This is a genomic window from Lacrimispora sphenoides JCM 1415 (assembly GCF_900105615.1).
Classification (GTDB): Bacteria; Bacillota; Clostridia; order Lachnospirales; family Lachnospiraceae; genus Lacrimispora; species Lacrimispora sphenoides.
Map to the genome: position 1 here is coordinate 4423714 of NZ_LT630003.1, position 16191 is coordinate 4439904.

Here is a 16191-nt window from a genome sequence, read left to right on the forward strand (position 1 = left end):
ATCATGAGCAAGATTGCATTTATTTTCCCAGGCCAGGGTGCGCAGTACTGTGGTATGGGCCAGGATTTTTATGAGCAGACAAAGATTGGAAAAGAAACATATGATATGGCTTCCAGCCTGCTTGGTTTTGACCTACCGGAGCTTTGCTTTGAAAAGAATGACCGGCTGGATATTACGGAATATACTCAGGCAGCCATGGTAACCACCAGCATTGCCATGCTGCGGGTGCTGGAAGCAGAAAAGGGCATAAGACCGCAGGTAACTGCCGGTTTAAGCCTGGGAGAATACTGTGCGCTTGCGGCTGCAGGCGTCATGAGCGATGCAGATGCCATCCGGACTGTCAGGCAGAGGGGAATCCTCATGCAGGAAGCGGTTCCTAATGGGATCGGAGCCATGGCGGCTATTCTGGCACTGGATGCCTTAACGATTGAAGAAGTATTAAGCGGTATGGAGGGAGTCCAGATCGCCAATTACAACTGCCCGGGGCAGATTGTAATATCAGGTAAAAAAGAGGCTGTGGAAGCAGCAAATGAAAAGCTTCTGGCAGCAGGTGCAAAACGGGCGCTGATGTTAAATGTCAGCGGACCTTTCCATTCCTCCATGCTCACCGGTGCGGGGGAGAAATTGGGAGAGGTGCTTAAGGGCGTGGAAATAAAAACCCCTCAGATTCCCTACGTGGCGAATGTGACAGCCCAGTATGTAACCGCCAGTGAAATGGTAAAGCCTTTGCTTAAGGAGCAGGTGTATTCTTCCGTGCGGTGGCAGCAGAGTGTGGAAACCATGGTAGCAGACGGTGTGGATACCTTTATCGAAATCGGGCCGGGTAAGACATTGGCCGGGTTCATTAAGAAGATTACGAAAGACGCAAGAGTCTTTAATATAGAGAAGCTGGAAGATATGGCGAAATTGATCAATTTTTCCTAAAGGTGAATCGAACTCCCTTTTAAGGATGCAGGAGGAAAAGAACATGTTAGATGGTAAGATAGCAGTGGTGACCGGAGCCGCCAAAGGAATCGGAAGGGCAATTGCCGTAAAGCTGGCAGACCAGGGAGCAACCGTGATTATTAATTATAATGGTTCTGATTCCCAGGCCATGGAAGTAGTGAAGGAGATTGAAGAAAAGGGTGGTAAGGCAGAAGCCGTTCAGTGTAACGTAGCAGAATATGAAAGCGTGGGCGTATTATTAGAAGGTGTGATAAAGAAATACGGTAAGCTGGATATTCTTGTGAACAATGCAGGGATCACACGGGATAATCTGCTGATGAAGATGTCTGAAGAAGATTTTGATGCGGTGATCAATACCAATTTAAAGGGTGTATTCAACTGCATGAAGCATGTTGCCCGCCAGATGATCAAGCAAAAGAGCGGAAGGATCATAAATATTTCCTCTGTCTCCGGCGTGTTAGGCAATGCCGGGCAGGCAAATTACTGTGCAGCCAAGGCCGGTGTTATCGGTATCACCAAGTCTTTTGCCAGAGAGGCCGCAAGCAGAGGAATCACAGTAAATGCAATAGCCCCCGGTTTTATCCATACGGCGATGACTGAGGTTCTGCCGGATTCCGTAAAGGCAGCATCCTTAGAACAGATCCCGATGAAACGTTTTGGAGCAGTAGAAGATATTGCCGGAGTGGCAGCATTTCTGGCATCAGAGGAAGCTGGGTACATCACTGGTCAGGTGATCAGTGTGGATGGCGGCATGGCTATGTAAGCGAGGAGAGATGGTATGAAGAGAAGAGTGGTAGTAACCGGCATGGGTGCCATTACCCCAATCGGGAAAGATGTAGAGAGCTTTTGGAATGGCTTAAAGGAAAATAAGGTGGGGATCGGACCGATCACCCAGTTTGATACAACGGATTATAAAGCAAAACTGGCTGCCGAGGTAAAGGATTTTGATCCAAAGGATTATATGGATGTAAAGGCAGCAAAACGTATGGAACGCTTTGCCCAGTTTGCCGTGGCGGCTTCAAAGGAAGCCTTAGAGACGTCAGGCATTGACATGGAAAAGGAAGACCCTTACCGGGTGGGCGTAAGCGTTGGTTCAGGAATCGGAAGCTTACAGGCCCTTGAGAGGGAGAATAAAAAGCTTTTGGAAAGAGGGCCGGGCAGGGTAAATCCCCTTCTGGTTCCTCTGATGATATCTAATATGGCGGCCGGAAACGTGGGAATCCAGTTCGGATTAAAAGGAAAGTGCATCAATGTGGTAACTGCCTGTGCCACTGGAACCCATTCCATAGGGGAAGCCTTCCGTTCCATCCAGTACGGAGAAGCGGATGTCATGGTGGCGGGAGGAGCAGAAGCCAGCATCACCCCGATCGGTGTGGCAGGATTTACGGCTCTTACGGCACTTACGACTGCAGATGATCCCCTGCGCGCTTCCATCCCATTTGATAAAGACAGAAGCGGCTTTGTTATGGGAGAAGGAGCAGGCGTGGTTATTTTAGAAGAGCTGGAGCATGCGCTCTCAAGAAATGCGGTCATCTACGGTGAAGTGGTTGGCTACGGTTCAACCTGTGACGCATACCACATCACATCCCCGGCTGAGGATGGAAGCGGTGCGGCAAGAGCCATGACCGAGGCCATAAAGGATGGGGGAATTGCTCCTGAGAATATCGATTATGTGAATGCCCATGGTACCAGCACTCATCACAATGACCTGTTTGAGACCCTGGCCATTAAGACTGCCTTAGGCGACCATGCAAAGGATGTAAAGATCAGCTCCACTAAGTCCATGGTGGGCCATCTCTTAGGCGCTGCAGGAGGGATCGAGTTCATTGCCTGTGTAAAATCTATCCGGGATGGCTTTGTTCATGCAACTGCCGGCCTTTTAGAAGAAGGAGAAGGCTGTGATCTGGATTATACCAAAGGGGAAGGTGTTGCCTGTGATGTAACATATGCCATCAGCAACTCCCTGGGATTCGGCGGACATAATGCCAGCATTCTTGTGAAGAAGTTTGAACAATAGGAGGCAGTCTATGGAGATCAATGATATTATCAGGCTGATGCAGGCTGTAAAAGAAAATGAATTAACCAGCTTTAGAATGGAAGAGGGAGACTTAAAGCTTTCCATTAAGAAAGAAAAAGAAAGAGAATTCGTGACAATATCCGGAAATTCTGTGGTTCAGACAGAAGCGGCAGCAGGTGTTTTCGCCCAGCAGGCGGTTCCCGCGGTCACTCCAGCCGGGAAGCCCTTGGAAGGGGCTGGAAATGATATCTGTTCGGATAAGCTTGTATCCTCTCCTTTGGTAGGAACTTTTTATAATGCGTCGTCTCCTGAAAGTGAACCATTTGTAAAGGTTGGAGATCAGGTTAAGAAGGGGCAGGTCTTAGGAATTATCGAAGCCATGAAGCTGATGAATGAGATTGAATGTGAATTTGATGGCGTGTTGGAAGCCATTTTGATAGGTAACGAAGATGTGGTGGAGTACGGTCAGCCTCTGTTCCGTATCCGGTAATCAGTTGTGAAATCTAAGAGAGGCCCAGAGGCTGGGCCTCTCTTTTAAAAGCAGGAGGGCGCATGATGTTAGGTATTAAGGAGATTCAGGAGATTATTCCTCACAGACACCCGTTTTTACTGGTGGACTGCATCGAGGAGTTTGAGCCTGGAGTGAGAGCGGTTGGATATAAATGTGTGTCTTATAATGAACCTTTTTTCCAGGGACATTTTCCGGCAGAGCCGGTAATGCCGGGAGTCCTGATCATAGAGGCCCTGGCACAGGTAGGTACAGTTGCAATGTTAAGCATGGAAGAGAATAAAGGGAAAATTGGTTATTTTGGTGGTATTGACAAGGCCAAATTCAAGCACAAGGTCATCCCGGGAGAAAGGCTTAAGCTGGAATGTGAGATCATTAAGCGCAAAGGTCCTGTGGGTGTGGGAAAGGCAACCGCAACCGTAGACGGGAAGCTGGCGGCCAGTGCGGAACTGACATTTATGATTGGGTAGGTGAGGCTCATGTTTGATAAGATTTTAATTGCCAACCGCGGAGAGATTGCGGTACGTATCATAAGGGCCTGCAGGGAAATGGGGATTAAAACGGTTGCTGTTTATTCAGAGGCGGACCGGGAGAGTCTTCATACCTTATTAGCCGATGAGGCGATCTGCATTGGTCCGGCCCCCTCGACCCAGAGCTACTTAAACATGGAGAGGATCCTCACGGCCACCGTAGCCATGAAAGCGGATGCCATTCATCCAGGCTTTGGCTTTTTATCGGAAAATGCCAGGTTTGCGGAACTTTGTGAAAAGTGTAACATTACCTTTATCGGCCCATCTGCAGCAGTAATAGGGAAGATGGGAAATAAATCCGAGGCCAGAAAGACTATGATAGAAGCAGGGGTCCCCGTGATCCCAGGCGGAAAAGAAGCGGTCCGCCAGGTACAAGAGGCGAAGGCAATGGCGGAAAGGATCGGTTTTCCTGTTATGATCAAGGCTTCCTCAGGAGGCGGCGGGAAAGGTATGAGGATTTCCAGAAGCCTGGAGGATTTCGAGGCTAATTTTAAGAATGCCCAGATGGAGTCCGTAAAGGGATTTTCAGATGATACCATGTATATTGAAAAATATATCGAAAAGCCAAGGCATATTGAATTTCAGATTATGGCTGATCAGTTTGGAAATGTAGTGCATCTGGGGGAACGTGACTGTTCCATTCAAAGACGCCATCAAAAGGTGCTTGAAGAATCCCCGTCAGCAGCTATCTCTGAGGAGTTAAGGAACCGCATGGGAGAGATTGCGGTCCGCGCGGCCAAGGCCGTTCACTATGAGAATGCAGGAACAATTGAGTTCCTTTTGGATAAACATAAAAATTTTTATTTTATGGAAATGAACACCCGAATCCAGGTGGAGCATCCGGTGACGGAAATGGTGACCGGCCTGGATTTAATCAAGGAACAGATCCGGATCGCAGCAGGAGAGCCATTAAGTGTAAGGCAGGAGGATGTAGCCATTACAGGCCATGCCATTGAATGCAGAGTCAATGCAGAAAATCCTGCGAAAAACTTCATGCCCTGTCCTGGCCTTATAAAAAATGTCCATGTGCCCGGAGGCAACGGAGTCCGCATAGACACACACATTTACAACGAATATAAGGTTCCGGCCAATTATGATTCCATGCTGATGAAGATGATCGTCCACGGAAAAGACCGGGAGGAAGCCATCTTAAAGATGAGAAGCGCTCTTGGAGAACTGATCATCGAGGGGATTGAGACAAATGTGGATTTTCAGTTTGATATCCTGAGTCATGAAGCTTACCGGGATGGAGATGTGGATACGGATTTTATTCCCAAATATTTTCCGGATTATGTCCGGTAGGCAGGTAAAGGAGCAATCTTATGTTAAAAAGCATGTTTAAGAAAACCTATACATTAATAGACAGCAAATACAAGGCTCCTGAAAAAGCAGAGGAACCGGGCATTCCGGAAGGGCTGTGGAGGAAATGCAATAAATGCTGTCAGCCCATCTATGTGGAGGATGTGCGAAGCAATCATTTCATCTGTCCAAAATGCAAGGGATATTTCCGTCTTCATGCTTACCAGAGGATTGAGATGGTAGCGGATGAGGGGACCTTTGAGGAATGGGATAAGGAGATGGAATTTAAAAATCCCCTTGATTTTCCGGGATATGAAAAGAAGGTCGCAGCAGCCAGGGAAAAAACCGGGCTTTCCGAAGCCATTGTCACCGGCTGCTGTGAAATGAATGGCCAGAAGGCAGTGATCGGAGTCTGTGATGCCCGTTTCATCATGAGCAGCATGGGTCATGTGATGGGGGAAAAGATCGCTAGGGCCGTAGAGCGGGCGACGAAGGAGAAGCTTCCGGTGATCATCTTTGCATGTTCCGGAGGAGCCAGGATGCAGGAGGGGATTGTATCACTCATGCAGATGGCAAAGACTTCGGCAGCCTTAAAGCGCCATCACAAGGCAGGCCAGCTTTTTATCAGTGTCCTTACAGACCCTACCACAGGCGGGGTGACGGCCAGTTTTGCCATGTTGGGTGACATCATTCTGGCAGAGCCTTTCGCCCTGATCGGATTTGCAGGCCCCCGGGTAATTGAACAGACCATTGGTCAGAAGCTGCCGGAAGGATTCCAGAGAGCGGAATTTTTGCTTGAACATGGCTTCATTGATAAGATCGTACCCAGGGAAGAGATGAAGGAAACCTTGGCTAACATCTTAAGGCTCCACAATCCCCAAAGCAGTCAGGACCTTCCTGTGGATAACCGAACAAAAGCGGAATCAAATGGTGGAAAAAAGAAGGTTCTCCGGTTGAAAAAGAATAAAAGGAGTGCCTGGGATACCGTATTGCTATCCAGAAGCTCGGACCGGCCGGTGGCATCGGATTACATTCATGCGCTGTTTGATGATTTCATGGAGTTTGCCGGGGATCGTTATTATAAAGATGACGGGGCAATTATAGGCGGGATCGCTTCCTTCCATGGAATTCCCGTTACGGTCATCGGACAGGAAAAAGGGAAGAATACTAAGGATAACATCAGGCGTAATTTTGGAATGCCATCACCCGATGGATACCGGAAGGCTCTGCGGCTGATGAAACAGGCGGAAGTCTTTGGCCGTCCGGTCATCTGTTTTGTGGATACACCGGGAGCCTTCTGCGGCCTGGAGGCCGAAGAAAGGGGCCAGGGAGAGGCCATCGCCAGAAATTTATTTGAAATGGCAGATTTAACCGTGCCGGTTCTTTCCATTGTTATAGGAGAGGGCGGCAGCGGCGGCGCTCTTGCCATGGCGGTTGGAAATGAAGTCTGGATGATGGAGAATTCCATTTATTCTATTCTCTCCCCCGAGGGCTTTGCATCGATTTTATATAAAGACAGCAAAAAGGCAAATGACGCTGCCAGGGTCATGAAGATCACGGCCAGGGATTTAATGGAGTTAGGTCTCATAGAGCGGGTGATCTCAGAAGAAGAACCGGCCTGTGCAGATAATCTTGACCGAATTGCGGAGGAAATGGATAAGGCCATGGAAGAATTTTTTGCCGTTTTCCTTACCATGACAAAGGAAGAACTTGCAGATCAAAGATATGAAAGATTTAGGAGAATGTAATGGGAACATTAAAACCTTTGATAATAGGAGAGCTGGTGGCAAACCATCCGGTGATCCAGGGCGGTATGGGAGTAGGAATCAGTCTTTCTTCTTTAGCAGGAGCAGTGGCAAAGGCCGGAGGGATCGGAATTATTTCTACGGCTCAGATCGGTTTTCGGGAGCCGGATTTTAAAGAGAATCCATTGGAAGCAAATCTGCGGGCCATTGGACAGGAAATGAAAAAGGCAAGAGAAATCGCGCCGGAGGGCATCATTGGGTTTAACATTATGGTTGCCACGAAAAGTTATGCAAGCTATGTGAAAAAAGCGGTAAAAGCCGGAGCGGATCTTATCATATCCGGAGCCGGGCTTCCTGTGAGCCTGCCGGAATATGTGGCAGAGGCAGCGGAAGAGGCCGGAGTCGCGTTAAAAACCAAGATAGCTCCCATTGTATCAACGGTTAAGTCTGCTATGGTTATTTGCAAGATGTGGGACCGTAAATACCATCAGGCGCCTGACCTGGTAGTAGTGGAAGGGCCTCTGGCAGGAGGACACTTAGGATTTTCCAGAGAGGATCTGGGAAACCTTGGGGTGGATACAGAGGATGTGGAACACACCTATAAGCAGGCGGAATATGAAGAAGAAGTAAAAGGCATTATCCGGCTGGTAAAGGAATATGGAGATAAGTACAATAAGGTGATCCCGGTCGTGACCGCGGGAGGCATTTACTCCCATGAGGATGTCATGCACCAGCTCTCCCTAGGAGCCGACGGCGTCCAGGTGGCGACCCGGTTTGTGACCACCGAGGAATGCGATGCACCGGAAGCGTTTAAGCAGGCTTATCTTCATGCAAAGAAAGAAGATATCGTCATTACCAAAAGCCCGGTTGGAATGCCGGGAAGGGCTATTAAGAATCCTTTCTTAAAGACCGTGGGAGATACTCCTTTCCGTCTGGAGCATTGCTATCAATGTTTGGACAAATGCGACAGGAAGACCATTCCTTATTGTATTACGAAGGCTTTGGTTAACTCCGCAGAAGGGAGAACCGAAGAAGGGCTTGTCTTTTGCGGCAGTAAGGCTCATCTTGCAACCCGGATGGAAACGGTAAAAGAGGTTATGAAAGATCTGGTTGGTGAGAATTGATTCTAATAAGTGCAATGAGCCAGGGTTAAGCCAGCTTGACTTTGGCGGCTGGAATATTTAATTAAAAGGGGCTGCAAAGCTGCCGGTTTGAAGAAACCGGGGGCAGCAGCCTTTTTTCCGGAGTATTGGGCGGATAAGACTCATTCATAAGCTGAAGTCCAATGGTGTACACTGGAAGAATTCTCCAATTTTAAGTGGTTGCGTGAAAATAGAGGTAGTGCTATAATGGGAAAGATAAAAAATTTTAAGAAGACTAAGAGAGAAATGGAGAGCTGTATGGAAAGCAAGAAAATCATTCAGGTGGAAGAGAAAGTGCCATTTAAGTTGCTGGTGCCTTTAAGTATCCAGCATATGTTCGCAATGTTCGGGGCATCGGTCCTGGTTCCTTTTATATTTGGAATCAACCCGGCAGTTGTACTGTTCATGAATGGAATGGGAACATTATTTTTTATTTTCATAACAAAGGGAAAAGCACCGGCATACCTTGGCTCCAGTTTTGCATTCCTGGCACCGGCAGGAATTGTTATCAGCAAATGGGGCTATAATTATGCCCTGGGCGGGTTTGTGGCCGTGGGGATTTGCGGTTGTGTTGTGGCACTGATTATTTATAAATTCGGTTCAGACTGGATTGATATCGTTCTTCCTCCGGCCGCTATGGGACCGGTTGTGGCACTGATTGGACTTGAGCTTGCTGGAACAGCGGCAGCCAATGCAGGCTTAAAGGATGAAATGATTGATATGAGAAATGTCATTGTATTTCTGGTAACTCTACTGACAGCGGTACTTGGTTCTGTGGTATTCAGAAAATTCTTATCTGTTATCCCGATTCTGGTTGCAATAATTGTAGGATATGTGGCAGCACTTTTAAGTGGTGTTGTAGATTTTAGTGAGGTCAGCACCGCAGCATGGTTGTCCTTGCCTAATTTTGCAGCACCGAAGTTTAAATGGGAAGCAATTGTCATTATTCTTCCAGTACTTCTGGTCGTTACTTCAGAACATATCGGCCATCAGATTGTAACCAGTAAAATTGTAGATAGAGATTTGATAAAGGATCCCGGGCTTCATCGCTCTCTGCTGGGAGATTATATATCAACTACCCTTTCCGGCCTCGTCGGTTCAGTACCAACCACCACATATGGGGAAAATATCGGTGTCATGGCTATGACAAAGGTATACAGCGTCTATGTAATCGGGGGAGCGGCAGTTCTTTCTGTTGCCTGCTCTTTTATCGGAAAGATGACGACATTAATCAATACAATTCCAGGGCCGGTAATCGGCGGAATTTCCTTCTTACTTTATGGAATGATCGGAGCCTCAGGTATTCGTATTCTGGTAGATGCACAGGTTGATTATGGAAAATCCAGAAATATGGCCATGACCTCCGTTATCTTTGTAACAGGACTATCCGGTGTTGCCGTAAAGTTTGGAAGCATCCAGTTATCAGGTATGGTTCTCGCATGTGTGGTAGGCATGTTGATGGGCCTGATGTTCTTTGTTCTGGACAAGCTGAATCTTACAAATGACAGGGATCATGCGTAATTAGAATAAGGAAATATCCGGGAGTGTTAATGACCGGAAAATGTGAATATAGGATCTGTATATACCGCAAAGCAACGAACTATCATGCTTTGCGGTTTTTTGCGCAGAATTTGTAACAGGGAAAACACATAAGGCTATTTTGGCGGGAATAAGATGGATTAAGAAGAATTGAAAGAAGTTAAAAAGAGGAAAAGCAATGCTGAATTATTTATGGGCCTTCATGATGCTGGTTGGAGTCCTTTGGGGAGCATTCCACGGGAATTTAAATGGTGTGACAGATGGGGCTTTAACCTCTGCAAAAGATGCTGTTATGTTGTGCATCACCATGCTGGGAATCATGTCTTTTTGGAGCGGAATCATGGAGGTTGGGCGGAAATCCGGATTGATCGAACGGATGTCACAAAAAATGAGCCCCGTACTTCATTTCCTTTTTCCACGGATTCCGGATGAACATCCGGCGCTTGAATACATATCTACTAATATCATCGCTAATATTCTGGGGCTTGGGTGGGCGGCTACCCCGGCAGGACTAAAAGCCATGGAGGCTTTAAAGGAGCTGGAAGAGAAGCGGAGAAAAGGAGAAGTTACCGGGAAGTATGTGGCAAAGCCGGTTCCGGAAGGAACTGCAAATAATGAGATGTGTACGTTTCTTATCATAAATATTTCTTCCCTTCAGTTAATACCGGTTAATATGATCGCCTACAGAAGCCAGTACGGCAGTCCTAATCCAATGGCTGTGGTGGGGCCGGCTTTATTGGCAACATTGGTTTCTACGATAGTGGGTGTTGTATATTGTAAATTGATGGATACAGGTAAGCATTCGTTTTAAAACAGAGCGTCCAGGAATGAAAGTCTTATAAGCCTTCATTCCTGGACGTTTGCACGCGCTTCATTAAGGTATGGCAACTATTTCTTCTTGCTTCACCGTATCCCCGGTAATGCCAAATGCTTTCAGCACAGGTACCTCTTCGGCCAGGGATAGGATTAGATAGCTCGCAGAAGGATCATAGGCCAGGCGGATATCCTCCATGGAGGGCCAGGCAGGAGTAGATGGATGAGAATGGAAATTCCCAAGGGGCAACCAACCGTTTCTGCGCATATCCTTGATTGCGGAGAGATGCTCTTTGGGGTCAATGGAAAAATGCTCCGGGCTTTGGTCGGGATTGGAAAGCAGATATACCTTCTCAACCGTCTTACTGCCGCCCTCCACAGTACCTGCAATCAATCCGCAGACCTCGTTGGGAAGGCCGTTCCTGGCGTGTTCCACAATTAATTTAACATCAGTCTTTTTTATCGTAAGCTTCATTTTAAATCACACACCGCCTGTTCATAATCAAAGGGAGCCAAAATAGAGAGATGTTCTCCGCATACCTCACAGCCCGGGTTCTTTGGAAGCTTGATTTTACGAAATGTCATGGATAATGCGTCATAGGTCAGGAGTGAACCGGTCAAGAGTTCCCCTTTGCCAATGAAATATTTGATTGCCTCCATTGCCTGGAGGGTACCGATGACACCGCCCATCGTACCAATCACACCGGCCTGTCTGCAGGTGGGAACTGCATCTGGTGGAGGGGGATTCTTAAAAACGCAGCGATAGCAGGGGCCCTGCCCCGGTACATAGGTCATCAGCTGCCCTTTGAACCGGATAATGCCGGCATGAGAAAAAGGCTTCTTCGCCAGTACACAGGCATCATTAATCAGAAACTTAGCGGGAAAATTATCGGTGCCGTCAATGATAAAATCATAATCGGAAATCAGATCCATCACATTGTCTGCTGTCACAAAAGTACGGTAAGTTTTGACTGTCACGTCAGGGTTAATGGCCTTGATGCTTTCTTTGGCTGACTCCACCTTGGCTTTGCCCACATCGGGCGTGCTGTGAATGACCTGCCGCTGGAGGTTGGAAAGATCCACTTCGTCAGCATCGGCTACCCCGATGGTTCCTACACCCGCAGCAGCCAGGTACAGCGCACAGGGAGCGCCAAGCCCTCCGGCTCCGATGATCAGTACCCTGGCATCCAGAAGCTTTTTCTGTCCCTTTACACCTACCTCGGAGAGAAGGATGTGCCGGGAATAGCGTTCTAACTGCTCATTGGTAAATGCCATATCACTGCCCTCCGCCCATAAAGTATAAAAACTCAACGCTGGCACCGTCGTGCAGCTGTGTTTCGCCGAAAGCATCTCCGGAAATAAACTCATCGTCAACAGATACAGTGGCATATTGGGGTGTTTCTATCTGCTCTATTTCTATCAGCTCCGCTACAGTCAGTCCGTCAGCGTATTCTTTTTTATTTCCTGCTATAGTTAGTATCATTTCGATTCCTCCATAATTTAATCGATGTGCTGAAAGGGAAGATAATGATTGACATTTATCTTACAGATGTTAAGCCAGCTATTCTCCGGCTTTTCGCACGATCAGGTTATAGGTTCCGTCTTCATTCTCTGTCAGGCGCAGAATTTGATGTCCCTCTTCCTTTACACTGCGGGGAACATTTTGCACCGGTTCACCGTCGTTTAATCGAATGGACAGGATTTGTCCTTCGTCTAACTCTTCAAGTGCCACTTTTACTTTGACAAAGGTGGCCGGGCAGACCACATCTGTGATATCCAGTGTTTCATTTATATTAAAATCAGCCATTGTAAGCAGCCTCCATTTCACGTTTGAATTCCTCCCAGCCTGTGCGTTCGATGGCGACCCGGAATCGCTCGCTGGGTTTTGCATTCCTGTTGAAGAAATCAAGTGCCGCATCGGTTACACGAAATAAAGTTTCTTTGTCACGGATAATAGGCAAAAATTGCTGTCCCCTGGCAATTAAGTTGCCGAAGGTACCCCCGAAGGAAACCAGATATCCCGGTTCGCTTTTCCAGGCGTCAAAGGGGCAGGATTTGGCGCAGCGGCCGCAATTGCTGCATTTATCGCGGTCCATGAGAATTTTGCCGTCTGTTTGGGTGAGAGCGCCTTCCCGGCAGGCTTTGGTACATACACCGCACAGGGTACAGGCCTCTTGAATCCAGTCCACTGTATAGCCGCCCTTTATGCCTAGGTCATTTTCCTCCGCCTTGAGGCAATTGTTCATACAGCCGGTTACCCCAAACTTAAATTTATGAGGCAGTTCCCGTCCAAAATACCGGTCGGAAATCTCTACCGCAAGGGGATAAGTATCTATGCAGCCGGACGGGCAGATGGCGTTGCCTTGGCAGGCTGTAACGGTTCGCACCCGGGGACCGCAGACGCCGGTGTCCACGCCGCCATCTTCCAGATCAGCTTTGACTGTATCCACATCCTCCAGCTTGATAAAAGGAATCTCTACGCCTTGGCGGGAAGTAAGATGGACATGGCCATCGCCGTATTTCTCGCTGATTTCGGCAATCACGGCCAGCTGCGCAGCTGTTAGATTGCCGCCCACTACCTTTAACCGCAAGGAGAAATGGTTTTTCTGTACCTGACGCATAAATCCGCCGTTTTTCAATTCTTTATAGTTAACTGCCATAATTATCCCCGCTTTCATATATTTTTGAAATTGCCTGTGCAAAATCTTCTTTTAAATCTTCAATATCTTCCAGCCCGACGCTGACACGGATCAGGTCGTCATATACGCCTGCGTTTTGTTTTGTCTCCTCGCTTGCATGGCTGTAAATGGTGGAGGCGGGATGAATCACCAGTGTGCGTACATCCCCGATGTTGGTTGCAATACGAACGTATTTCAGCGCATTAATCAGACTGCATCAAGACCGCCTTCCAGAACCGCAATTCTCTTTTCAAAAGCAGAAATTGTGGGGTTGGATATACGCGTATAGGCAAACTCAGAGGCCGTATTCGCAAAAACCTTTTCCAGTTTTTCTGCCGATTCCTGGGCAAAGGCCGATACCAGATACACGGGAGGAAGTGTTGCGCCATGAAAATCCGGAGGAAATGCTCCGTGTAAAAACCTGGTATTAAATTTCATAAGAATCCTCCCAAATCAGCACACGGCGGTATTTTCCAAAATTACGGGGCAGTTCTCCTTCTGTCTGAATGCCGTTGGTATTAATCAGCGGTATCTTTTCATCACGGCTGCCAAACCCCACAAAAACTCCCTGACGAATGCAAGCGACCTCCTGGCCGCAGGGCAGATCAAAATCAAGAGGATAATCAAACTGGTCGGTTTTTAAAGGAAGGGCATCTCCCGCTATATATACAACCGGATCAGGGCTATGACGCAGCACAGCATGAATGCCCGGATGGTAATAAAAGTTATCAAACAGCCGAATGATCAGCTTTTTCTCTCCATCTTGCAAGAGGATACCCTCTTGTTTTTGTTCGTCTGTCTCTTCAATGACGCCGCAGGCGGTCGTAGAGTGTTTCACCCGGTCGATTAATATCAGTTCGCCCAGGCTTTTATGCCGTTTGAATTGATCCAATACAATAGGTTCGGACAATGAGATCTCGCAGCGCAGTATTTCATTTTTGCCCACTGATTCGGCAGGCAGCAGTACGCCGCTGTTTATATCCACTTTATGCTGGATACCCGTCACAACGGCCGGGCTTAGCTTAGTCCCCAGTTTGAGTAAATACTCCTTTCCGGGAATCAGATTTTCTTCATCCATCCATAGAAGTGTGGCAATAAAGGTCCTTTCCAGCTTGAGGCCGGCGTCTTTAACCAGCACACAGCCCCGGGAAACATCCACTTCCCGGTCAAGCTGAATGGTGACCGGCTGTCCTACAGACGATTCGGCCGCATTTTTCCCGGCAATGGAAATGGATTTTACAAGAGCGTGTTCTCCGCTTGGCAAGGCTGTCAGCTGATCGCCAACTGATACCCTGCCTGCCTCCACCTGCCCCTGGAACCCTCGAAAGCTATGGTCGGGGCGGCAAACCCGCTGCACTGGCATATAAAACCCTGCTTCCGGCTGTTCATCGGAAATATCCACTGTTTCCAGATGCGAAAGCAATGTTTCCCCTTGATACCACGGCATATTTTCCGAATGTCTGGTGACATTGTCTCCTTCTGTGGCTGAAACAGGGATGATAACCACATGTTCCAGTGACAATTCCTCGCAAAGAGCCACGATATCTTTCGATATCTCGTTGAATTTTTCCCTGCTATAGGAAATCAGATCCATTTTGTTGACGGCAAAAATGAAAAAGCGTATCCCCATCAAAGAACAGATCCTGGTATGCCGGCGGGTTTGCGCCAGCACGCCCTGGGATGCGTCTACAAGAATGACCGAGAGCTCCGCAAAAGAGGCACCCACCGCCATATTCCGTGTATACTCTTCGTGGCCCGGCGTGTCGGCTACGATAAAGCTTCGTGCATTGGTTGTAAAGTAACGGTAAGCAACATCAATTGTGATCCCCTGTTCCCGTTCAGCCATCAGACCATCTAACAGGAGAGAATAGTCGATCGCGCCGCCCCTGCTTCCCACCTGGCTATCCAGAATCAGTGCCTGCTCCTGATCCGCATAAAGCAGCTTTGAGTCATACAGAATATGCCCGATCAAGGTGGATTTCCCGTCGTCCACACTGCCGCAGGTAATAAATTTCAAAAGTCCGTTTTCTGTACTGCCCATTAAAAATACCCCTCCCGTTTCCGACGTTCCATGCTGCCGGCCGTCTCATTATCAATGACCCGGCTGGTGCGTTCACTTGTGGCCGAGGCCAGCGTCTCCTTGATTACTGCCTCCAGTGTATCTGCTTCGGATTCCACTCCGCCGGTGAGCGGGTAACAGCCGAGTGTGCGAAATCGGACTTTTTTGAGCTGCGGAACTTCCCCCGGACTTAAACGCATCCGGTCATCGTCTACCATGATAATGTTTCCATCCCGATAAACGACAGGACGTTCTTTTGCAAAATACAAGGGTACAATGCCGATATTTTCCCGCCGGATATATTGCCAGATATCCTTTTCTGTCCAATTGGAAATAGGGAAGACGCGCATGCTCTCACCCTTACTAATCTGCGTATTGTATAATTTCCACATCTCCGGGCGCTGGTTTTTGGGATCCCATGCGTGATATTCGTTCCGAAAGGAAAAGATTCGCTCCTTTGCCCGGGATTTTTCCTCGTCTCGCCGCCCGCCGCCAAAGGCAGCCGTGAACTGATATTTGGTAAGCGCGTCTTTGAGCGCTTGCGTCTTCATAATATCGGTGTATGCGGCGCCGTGGTCAAAGGGATTAATTCCTTGCGCGATCGCCTCTTCGTTCCGGTAGACCAGCATATTGATGTTTAACTCTTTTGCGCGCTGGTCACGAAATGCAATCATTTCACGAAATTTCCAGCTGGTATCGATATGCAGAAATGGGAAAGGCGGCTTTTCCGGGTAGAAAGCTTTCATGGCCAAATGAAGCATTACCGACGAATCCTTTCCGATAGAGTATAGCATCACCGGACGTTCGCACTCAGCAGCGACCTCACGAAAAATATAGATCGCTTCAGCTTCCAATTGATCTAAATGTGTCAGAGACATGGGGATCTCTCCTCTCTTGATATAATCTGTTTTCATAT

19 protein-coding genes are annotated in these 16191 nt (G+C 47.9%); 10 read left to right on the forward strand and 9 right to left on the reverse strand.

The window, feature by feature from the left end:
* The first annotated feature begins 3 nt into the window (after positions 1 to 3).
* The 10 genes from fabD (at position 4) to BMX69_RS20020 (ending at position 10536) form a co-directional block, all read left to right on the forward strand.
* Positions 4 to 924, forward strand: a complete 921-nt coding sequence (gene fabD, locus BMX69_RS19975) for an ACP S-malonyltransferase (RefSeq protein ID WP_100043321.1) — start codon at positions 4 to 6, stop codon at positions 922 to 924.
* 43 nt (positions 925 to 967) lie between these two features.
* On the forward strand, positions 968 to 1708 hold the full coding sequence (fabG, locus tag BMX69_RS19980; protein WP_054791996.1) for a 3-oxoacyl-[acyl-carrier-protein] reductase: 741 nt from the start codon (positions 968 to 970) through the stop codon (positions 1706 to 1708).
* A gap of 15 nt (positions 1709 to 1723) precedes the next feature.
* Positions 1724 to 2962, forward strand: coding sequence for a beta-ketoacyl-ACP synthase II (fabF, locus tag BMX69_RS19985; protein ID WP_054791995.1), 1239 nt, complete (start codon positions 1724 to 1726; stop codon positions 2960 to 2962).
* 10 nt (positions 2963 to 2972) lie between these two features.
* Positions 2973 to 3452 (forward strand): acetyl-CoA carboxylase biotin carboxyl carrier protein, encoded by a 480-nt coding sequence (gene accB, locus BMX69_RS19990; RefSeq protein WP_100043322.1) that lies wholly within the window; start codon positions 2973 to 2975, stop codon positions 3450 to 3452.
* A gap of 62 nt (positions 3453 to 3514) precedes the next feature.
* The gene (gene fabZ / locus BMX69_RS19995; protein WP_174715190.1) at positions 3515 to 3940 is read left to right on the forward strand and encodes a 3-hydroxyacyl-ACP dehydratase FabZ; all 426 of its coding nucleotides are present in this window, start codon (positions 3515 to 3517) and stop codon (positions 3938 to 3940) included.
* 9 nt (positions 3941 to 3949) lie between these two features.
* Entirely contained in the window at positions 3950 to 5302 is a 1353-nt protein-coding gene (locus tag BMX69_RS20000; protein WP_100043323.1) for an acetyl-CoA carboxylase biotin carboxylase subunit, read from the forward strand.
* Positions 5303 to 5322: 20 nt separating this feature from the next.
* Entirely contained in the window at positions 5323 to 7047 is a 1725-nt protein-coding gene (locus BMX69_RS20005; protein ID WP_100043324.1) for an acetyl-CoA carboxylase carboxyltransferase subunit alpha, read from the forward strand.
* A complete protein-coding gene (locus tag BMX69_RS20010; protein ID WP_100043325.1) occupies positions 7047 to 8168 on the forward strand; it encodes an NAD(P)H-dependent flavin oxidoreductase in 1122 nt (373 codons plus the stop codon). The genes BMX69_RS20005 and BMX69_RS20010 overlap by 1 nt, the downstream gene beginning before the upstream one ends.
* 276 nt (positions 8169 to 8444) lie before the next feature.
* Positions 8445 to 9707 (forward strand): uracil permease, encoded by a 1263-nt coding sequence (gene uraA, locus BMX69_RS20015; protein WP_100043903.1) that lies wholly within the window; start codon positions 8445 to 8447, stop codon positions 9705 to 9707.
* Positions 9708 to 9903: 196 nt separating this feature from the next.
* Positions 9904 to 10536 (forward strand): nucleoside recognition domain-containing protein, encoded by a 633-nt coding sequence (locus tag BMX69_RS20020; RefSeq protein WP_100043326.1) that lies wholly within the window; start codon positions 9904 to 9906, stop codon positions 10534 to 10536.
* A 63-nt stretch (positions 10537 to 10599) separates the two neighbouring features.
* Here BMX69_RS20020 and BMX69_RS20025 read toward each other — a convergent pair whose 3' ends face one another.
* The 9 genes from BMX69_RS20025 to cysD all read right to left on the reverse strand — a co-directional run bounded on the left by BMX69_RS20025 (position 10600) and on the right by cysD (position 16189).
* Positions 10600 to 11013 carry a M67 family metallopeptidase gene (locus BMX69_RS20025; RefSeq protein ID WP_100043327.1) on the reverse strand — a complete coding sequence of 138 codons (414 nt, stop codon included), beginning with the start codon at positions 11011 to 11013 and terminating at the stop codon, positions 10600 to 10602.
* Complete coding sequence (locus BMX69_RS20030; protein WP_054791993.1) at positions 11010 to 11813, reverse strand: HesA/MoeB/ThiF family protein; 804 nt, start codon at positions 11811 to 11813, stop codon at positions 11010 to 11012. Before BMX69_RS20030 ends, BMX69_RS20025 begins: the two co-directional genes overlap by 4 nt.
* A 1-nt stretch (position 11814) precedes the next feature.
* Complete coding sequence (gene thiS, locus BMX69_RS20035) at positions 11815 to 12021, reverse strand: sulfur carrier protein ThiS (RefSeq protein ID WP_054791992.1); 207 nt, start codon at positions 12019 to 12021, stop codon at positions 11815 to 11817.
* A gap of 78 nt (positions 12022 to 12099) precedes the next feature.
* Positions 12100 to 12345, reverse strand: a complete 246-nt coding sequence (locus BMX69_RS20040; RefSeq protein ID WP_054791991.1) for a sulfurtransferase TusA family protein — start codon at positions 12343 to 12345, stop codon at positions 12100 to 12102.
* Positions 12338 to 13198: a 4Fe-4S binding protein gene (locus BMX69_RS20045; protein ID WP_100043328.1), complete on the reverse strand. Its 861-nt coding sequence runs from the start codon at positions 13196 to 13198 to the stop codon at positions 12338 to 12340. Before BMX69_RS20045 ends, BMX69_RS20040 begins: the two co-directional genes overlap by 8 nt.
* Positions 13188 to 13367, reverse strand: coding sequence for a PLP-dependent transferase (locus BMX69_RS24805; RefSeq protein ID WP_054791990.1), 180 nt, complete (start codon positions 13365 to 13367; stop codon positions 13188 to 13190). Before BMX69_RS24805 ends, BMX69_RS20045 begins: the two co-directional genes overlap by 11 nt.
* A 56-nt stretch (positions 13368 to 13423) precedes the next feature.
* Entirely contained in the window at positions 13424 to 13654 is a 231-nt protein-coding gene (locus BMX69_RS24810) for a PLP-dependent transferase (RefSeq protein ID WP_054791989.1), read from the reverse strand.
* Positions 13644 to 15257 carry a sulfate adenylyltransferase subunit 1 gene (locus tag BMX69_RS20055; RefSeq protein ID WP_100043329.1) on the reverse strand — a complete coding sequence of 538 codons (1614 nt, stop codon included), beginning with the start codon at positions 15255 to 15257 and terminating at the stop codon, positions 13644 to 13646. Before BMX69_RS20055 ends, BMX69_RS24810 begins: the two co-directional genes overlap by 11 nt.
* Entirely contained in the window at positions 15257 to 16189 is a 933-nt protein-coding gene (gene cysD, locus BMX69_RS20060) for a sulfate adenylyltransferase subunit CysD (RefSeq protein WP_330387489.1), read from the reverse strand. Before cysD ends, BMX69_RS20055 begins: the two co-directional genes overlap by 1 nt.
* Positions 16190 to 16191: the final 2 nt, after the last annotated feature.

What these genes read in the sequence shown, in the direction of transcription:
- accB (WP_100043322.1), top strand. Translation starts at nt 2,973, where the DNA reads ATGGAGATCAATGATATTATCAGGCTGATGCAGGCTGTAAAAGAAAAT.
- BMX69_RS24810 (WP_054791989.1), bottom strand. Translation starts at nt 13,654, where the DNA reads ATGAAATTTAATACCAGGTTTTTACACGGAGCATTTCCTCCGGATTTT.
- fabZ (WP_174715190.1), top strand. Translation starts at nt 3,515, where the DNA reads ATGATGTTAGGTATTAAGGAGATTCAGGAGATTATTCCTCACAGACAC.
- BMX69_RS20040 (WP_054791991.1), bottom strand. Translation starts at nt 12,345, where the DNA reads ATGGCTGATTTTAATATAAATGAAACACTGGATATCACAGATGTGGTC.
- BMX69_RS20055 (WP_100043329.1), bottom strand. Translation starts at nt 15,257, where the DNA reads ATGGGCAGTACAGAAAACGGACTTTTGAAATTTATTACCTGCGGCAGT.
- fabF (WP_054791995.1), top strand. Translation starts at nt 1,724, where the DNA reads ATGAAGAGAAGAGTGGTAGTAACCGGCATGGGTGCCATTACCCCAATC.
- fabD (WP_100043321.1), top strand. Translation starts at nt 4, where the DNA reads ATGAGCAAGATTGCATTTATTTTCCCAGGCCAGGGTGCGCAGTACTGT.
- BMX69_RS20030 (WP_054791993.1), bottom strand. Translation starts at nt 11,813, where the DNA reads ATGGCATTTACCAATGAGCAGTTAGAACGCTATTCCCGGCACATCCTT.
- thiS (WP_054791992.1), bottom strand. Translation starts at nt 12,021, where the DNA reads ATGATACTAACTATAGCAGGAAATAAAAAAGAATACGCTGACGGACTG.
- BMX69_RS20000 (WP_100043323.1), top strand. Translation starts at nt 3,950, where the DNA reads ATGTTTGATAAGATTTTAATTGCCAACCGCGGAGAGATTGCGGTACGT.
- BMX69_RS20010 (WP_100043325.1), top strand. Translation starts at nt 7,047, where the DNA reads ATGGGAACATTAAAACCTTTGATAATAGGAGAGCTGGTGGCAAACCAT.
- uraA (WP_100043903.1), top strand. Translation starts at nt 8,445, where the DNA reads ATGGAAAGCAAGAAAATCATTCAGGTGGAAGAGAAAGTGCCATTTAAG.
- fabG (WP_054791996.1), top strand. Translation starts at nt 968, where the DNA reads ATGTTAGATGGTAAGATAGCAGTGGTGACCGGAGCCGCCAAAGGAATC.
- cysD (WP_330387489.1), bottom strand. Translation starts at nt 16,189, where the DNA reads ATGAAAACAGATTATATCAAGAGAGGAGAGATCCCCATGTCTCTGACA.
- BMX69_RS20025 (WP_100043327.1), bottom strand. Translation starts at nt 11,013, where the DNA reads ATGAAGCTTACGATAAAAAAGACTGATGTTAAATTAATTGTGGAACAC.
- BMX69_RS20045 (WP_100043328.1), bottom strand. Translation starts at nt 13,198, where the DNA reads ATGGCAGTTAACTATAAAGAATTGAAAAACGGCGGATTTATGCGTCAG.
- BMX69_RS20005 (WP_100043324.1), top strand. Translation starts at nt 5,323, where the DNA reads ATGTTAAAAAGCATGTTTAAGAAAACCTATACATTAATAGACAGCAAA.
- BMX69_RS20020 (WP_100043326.1), top strand. Translation starts at nt 9,904, where the DNA reads ATGCTGAATTATTTATGGGCCTTCATGATGCTGGTTGGAGTCCTTTGG.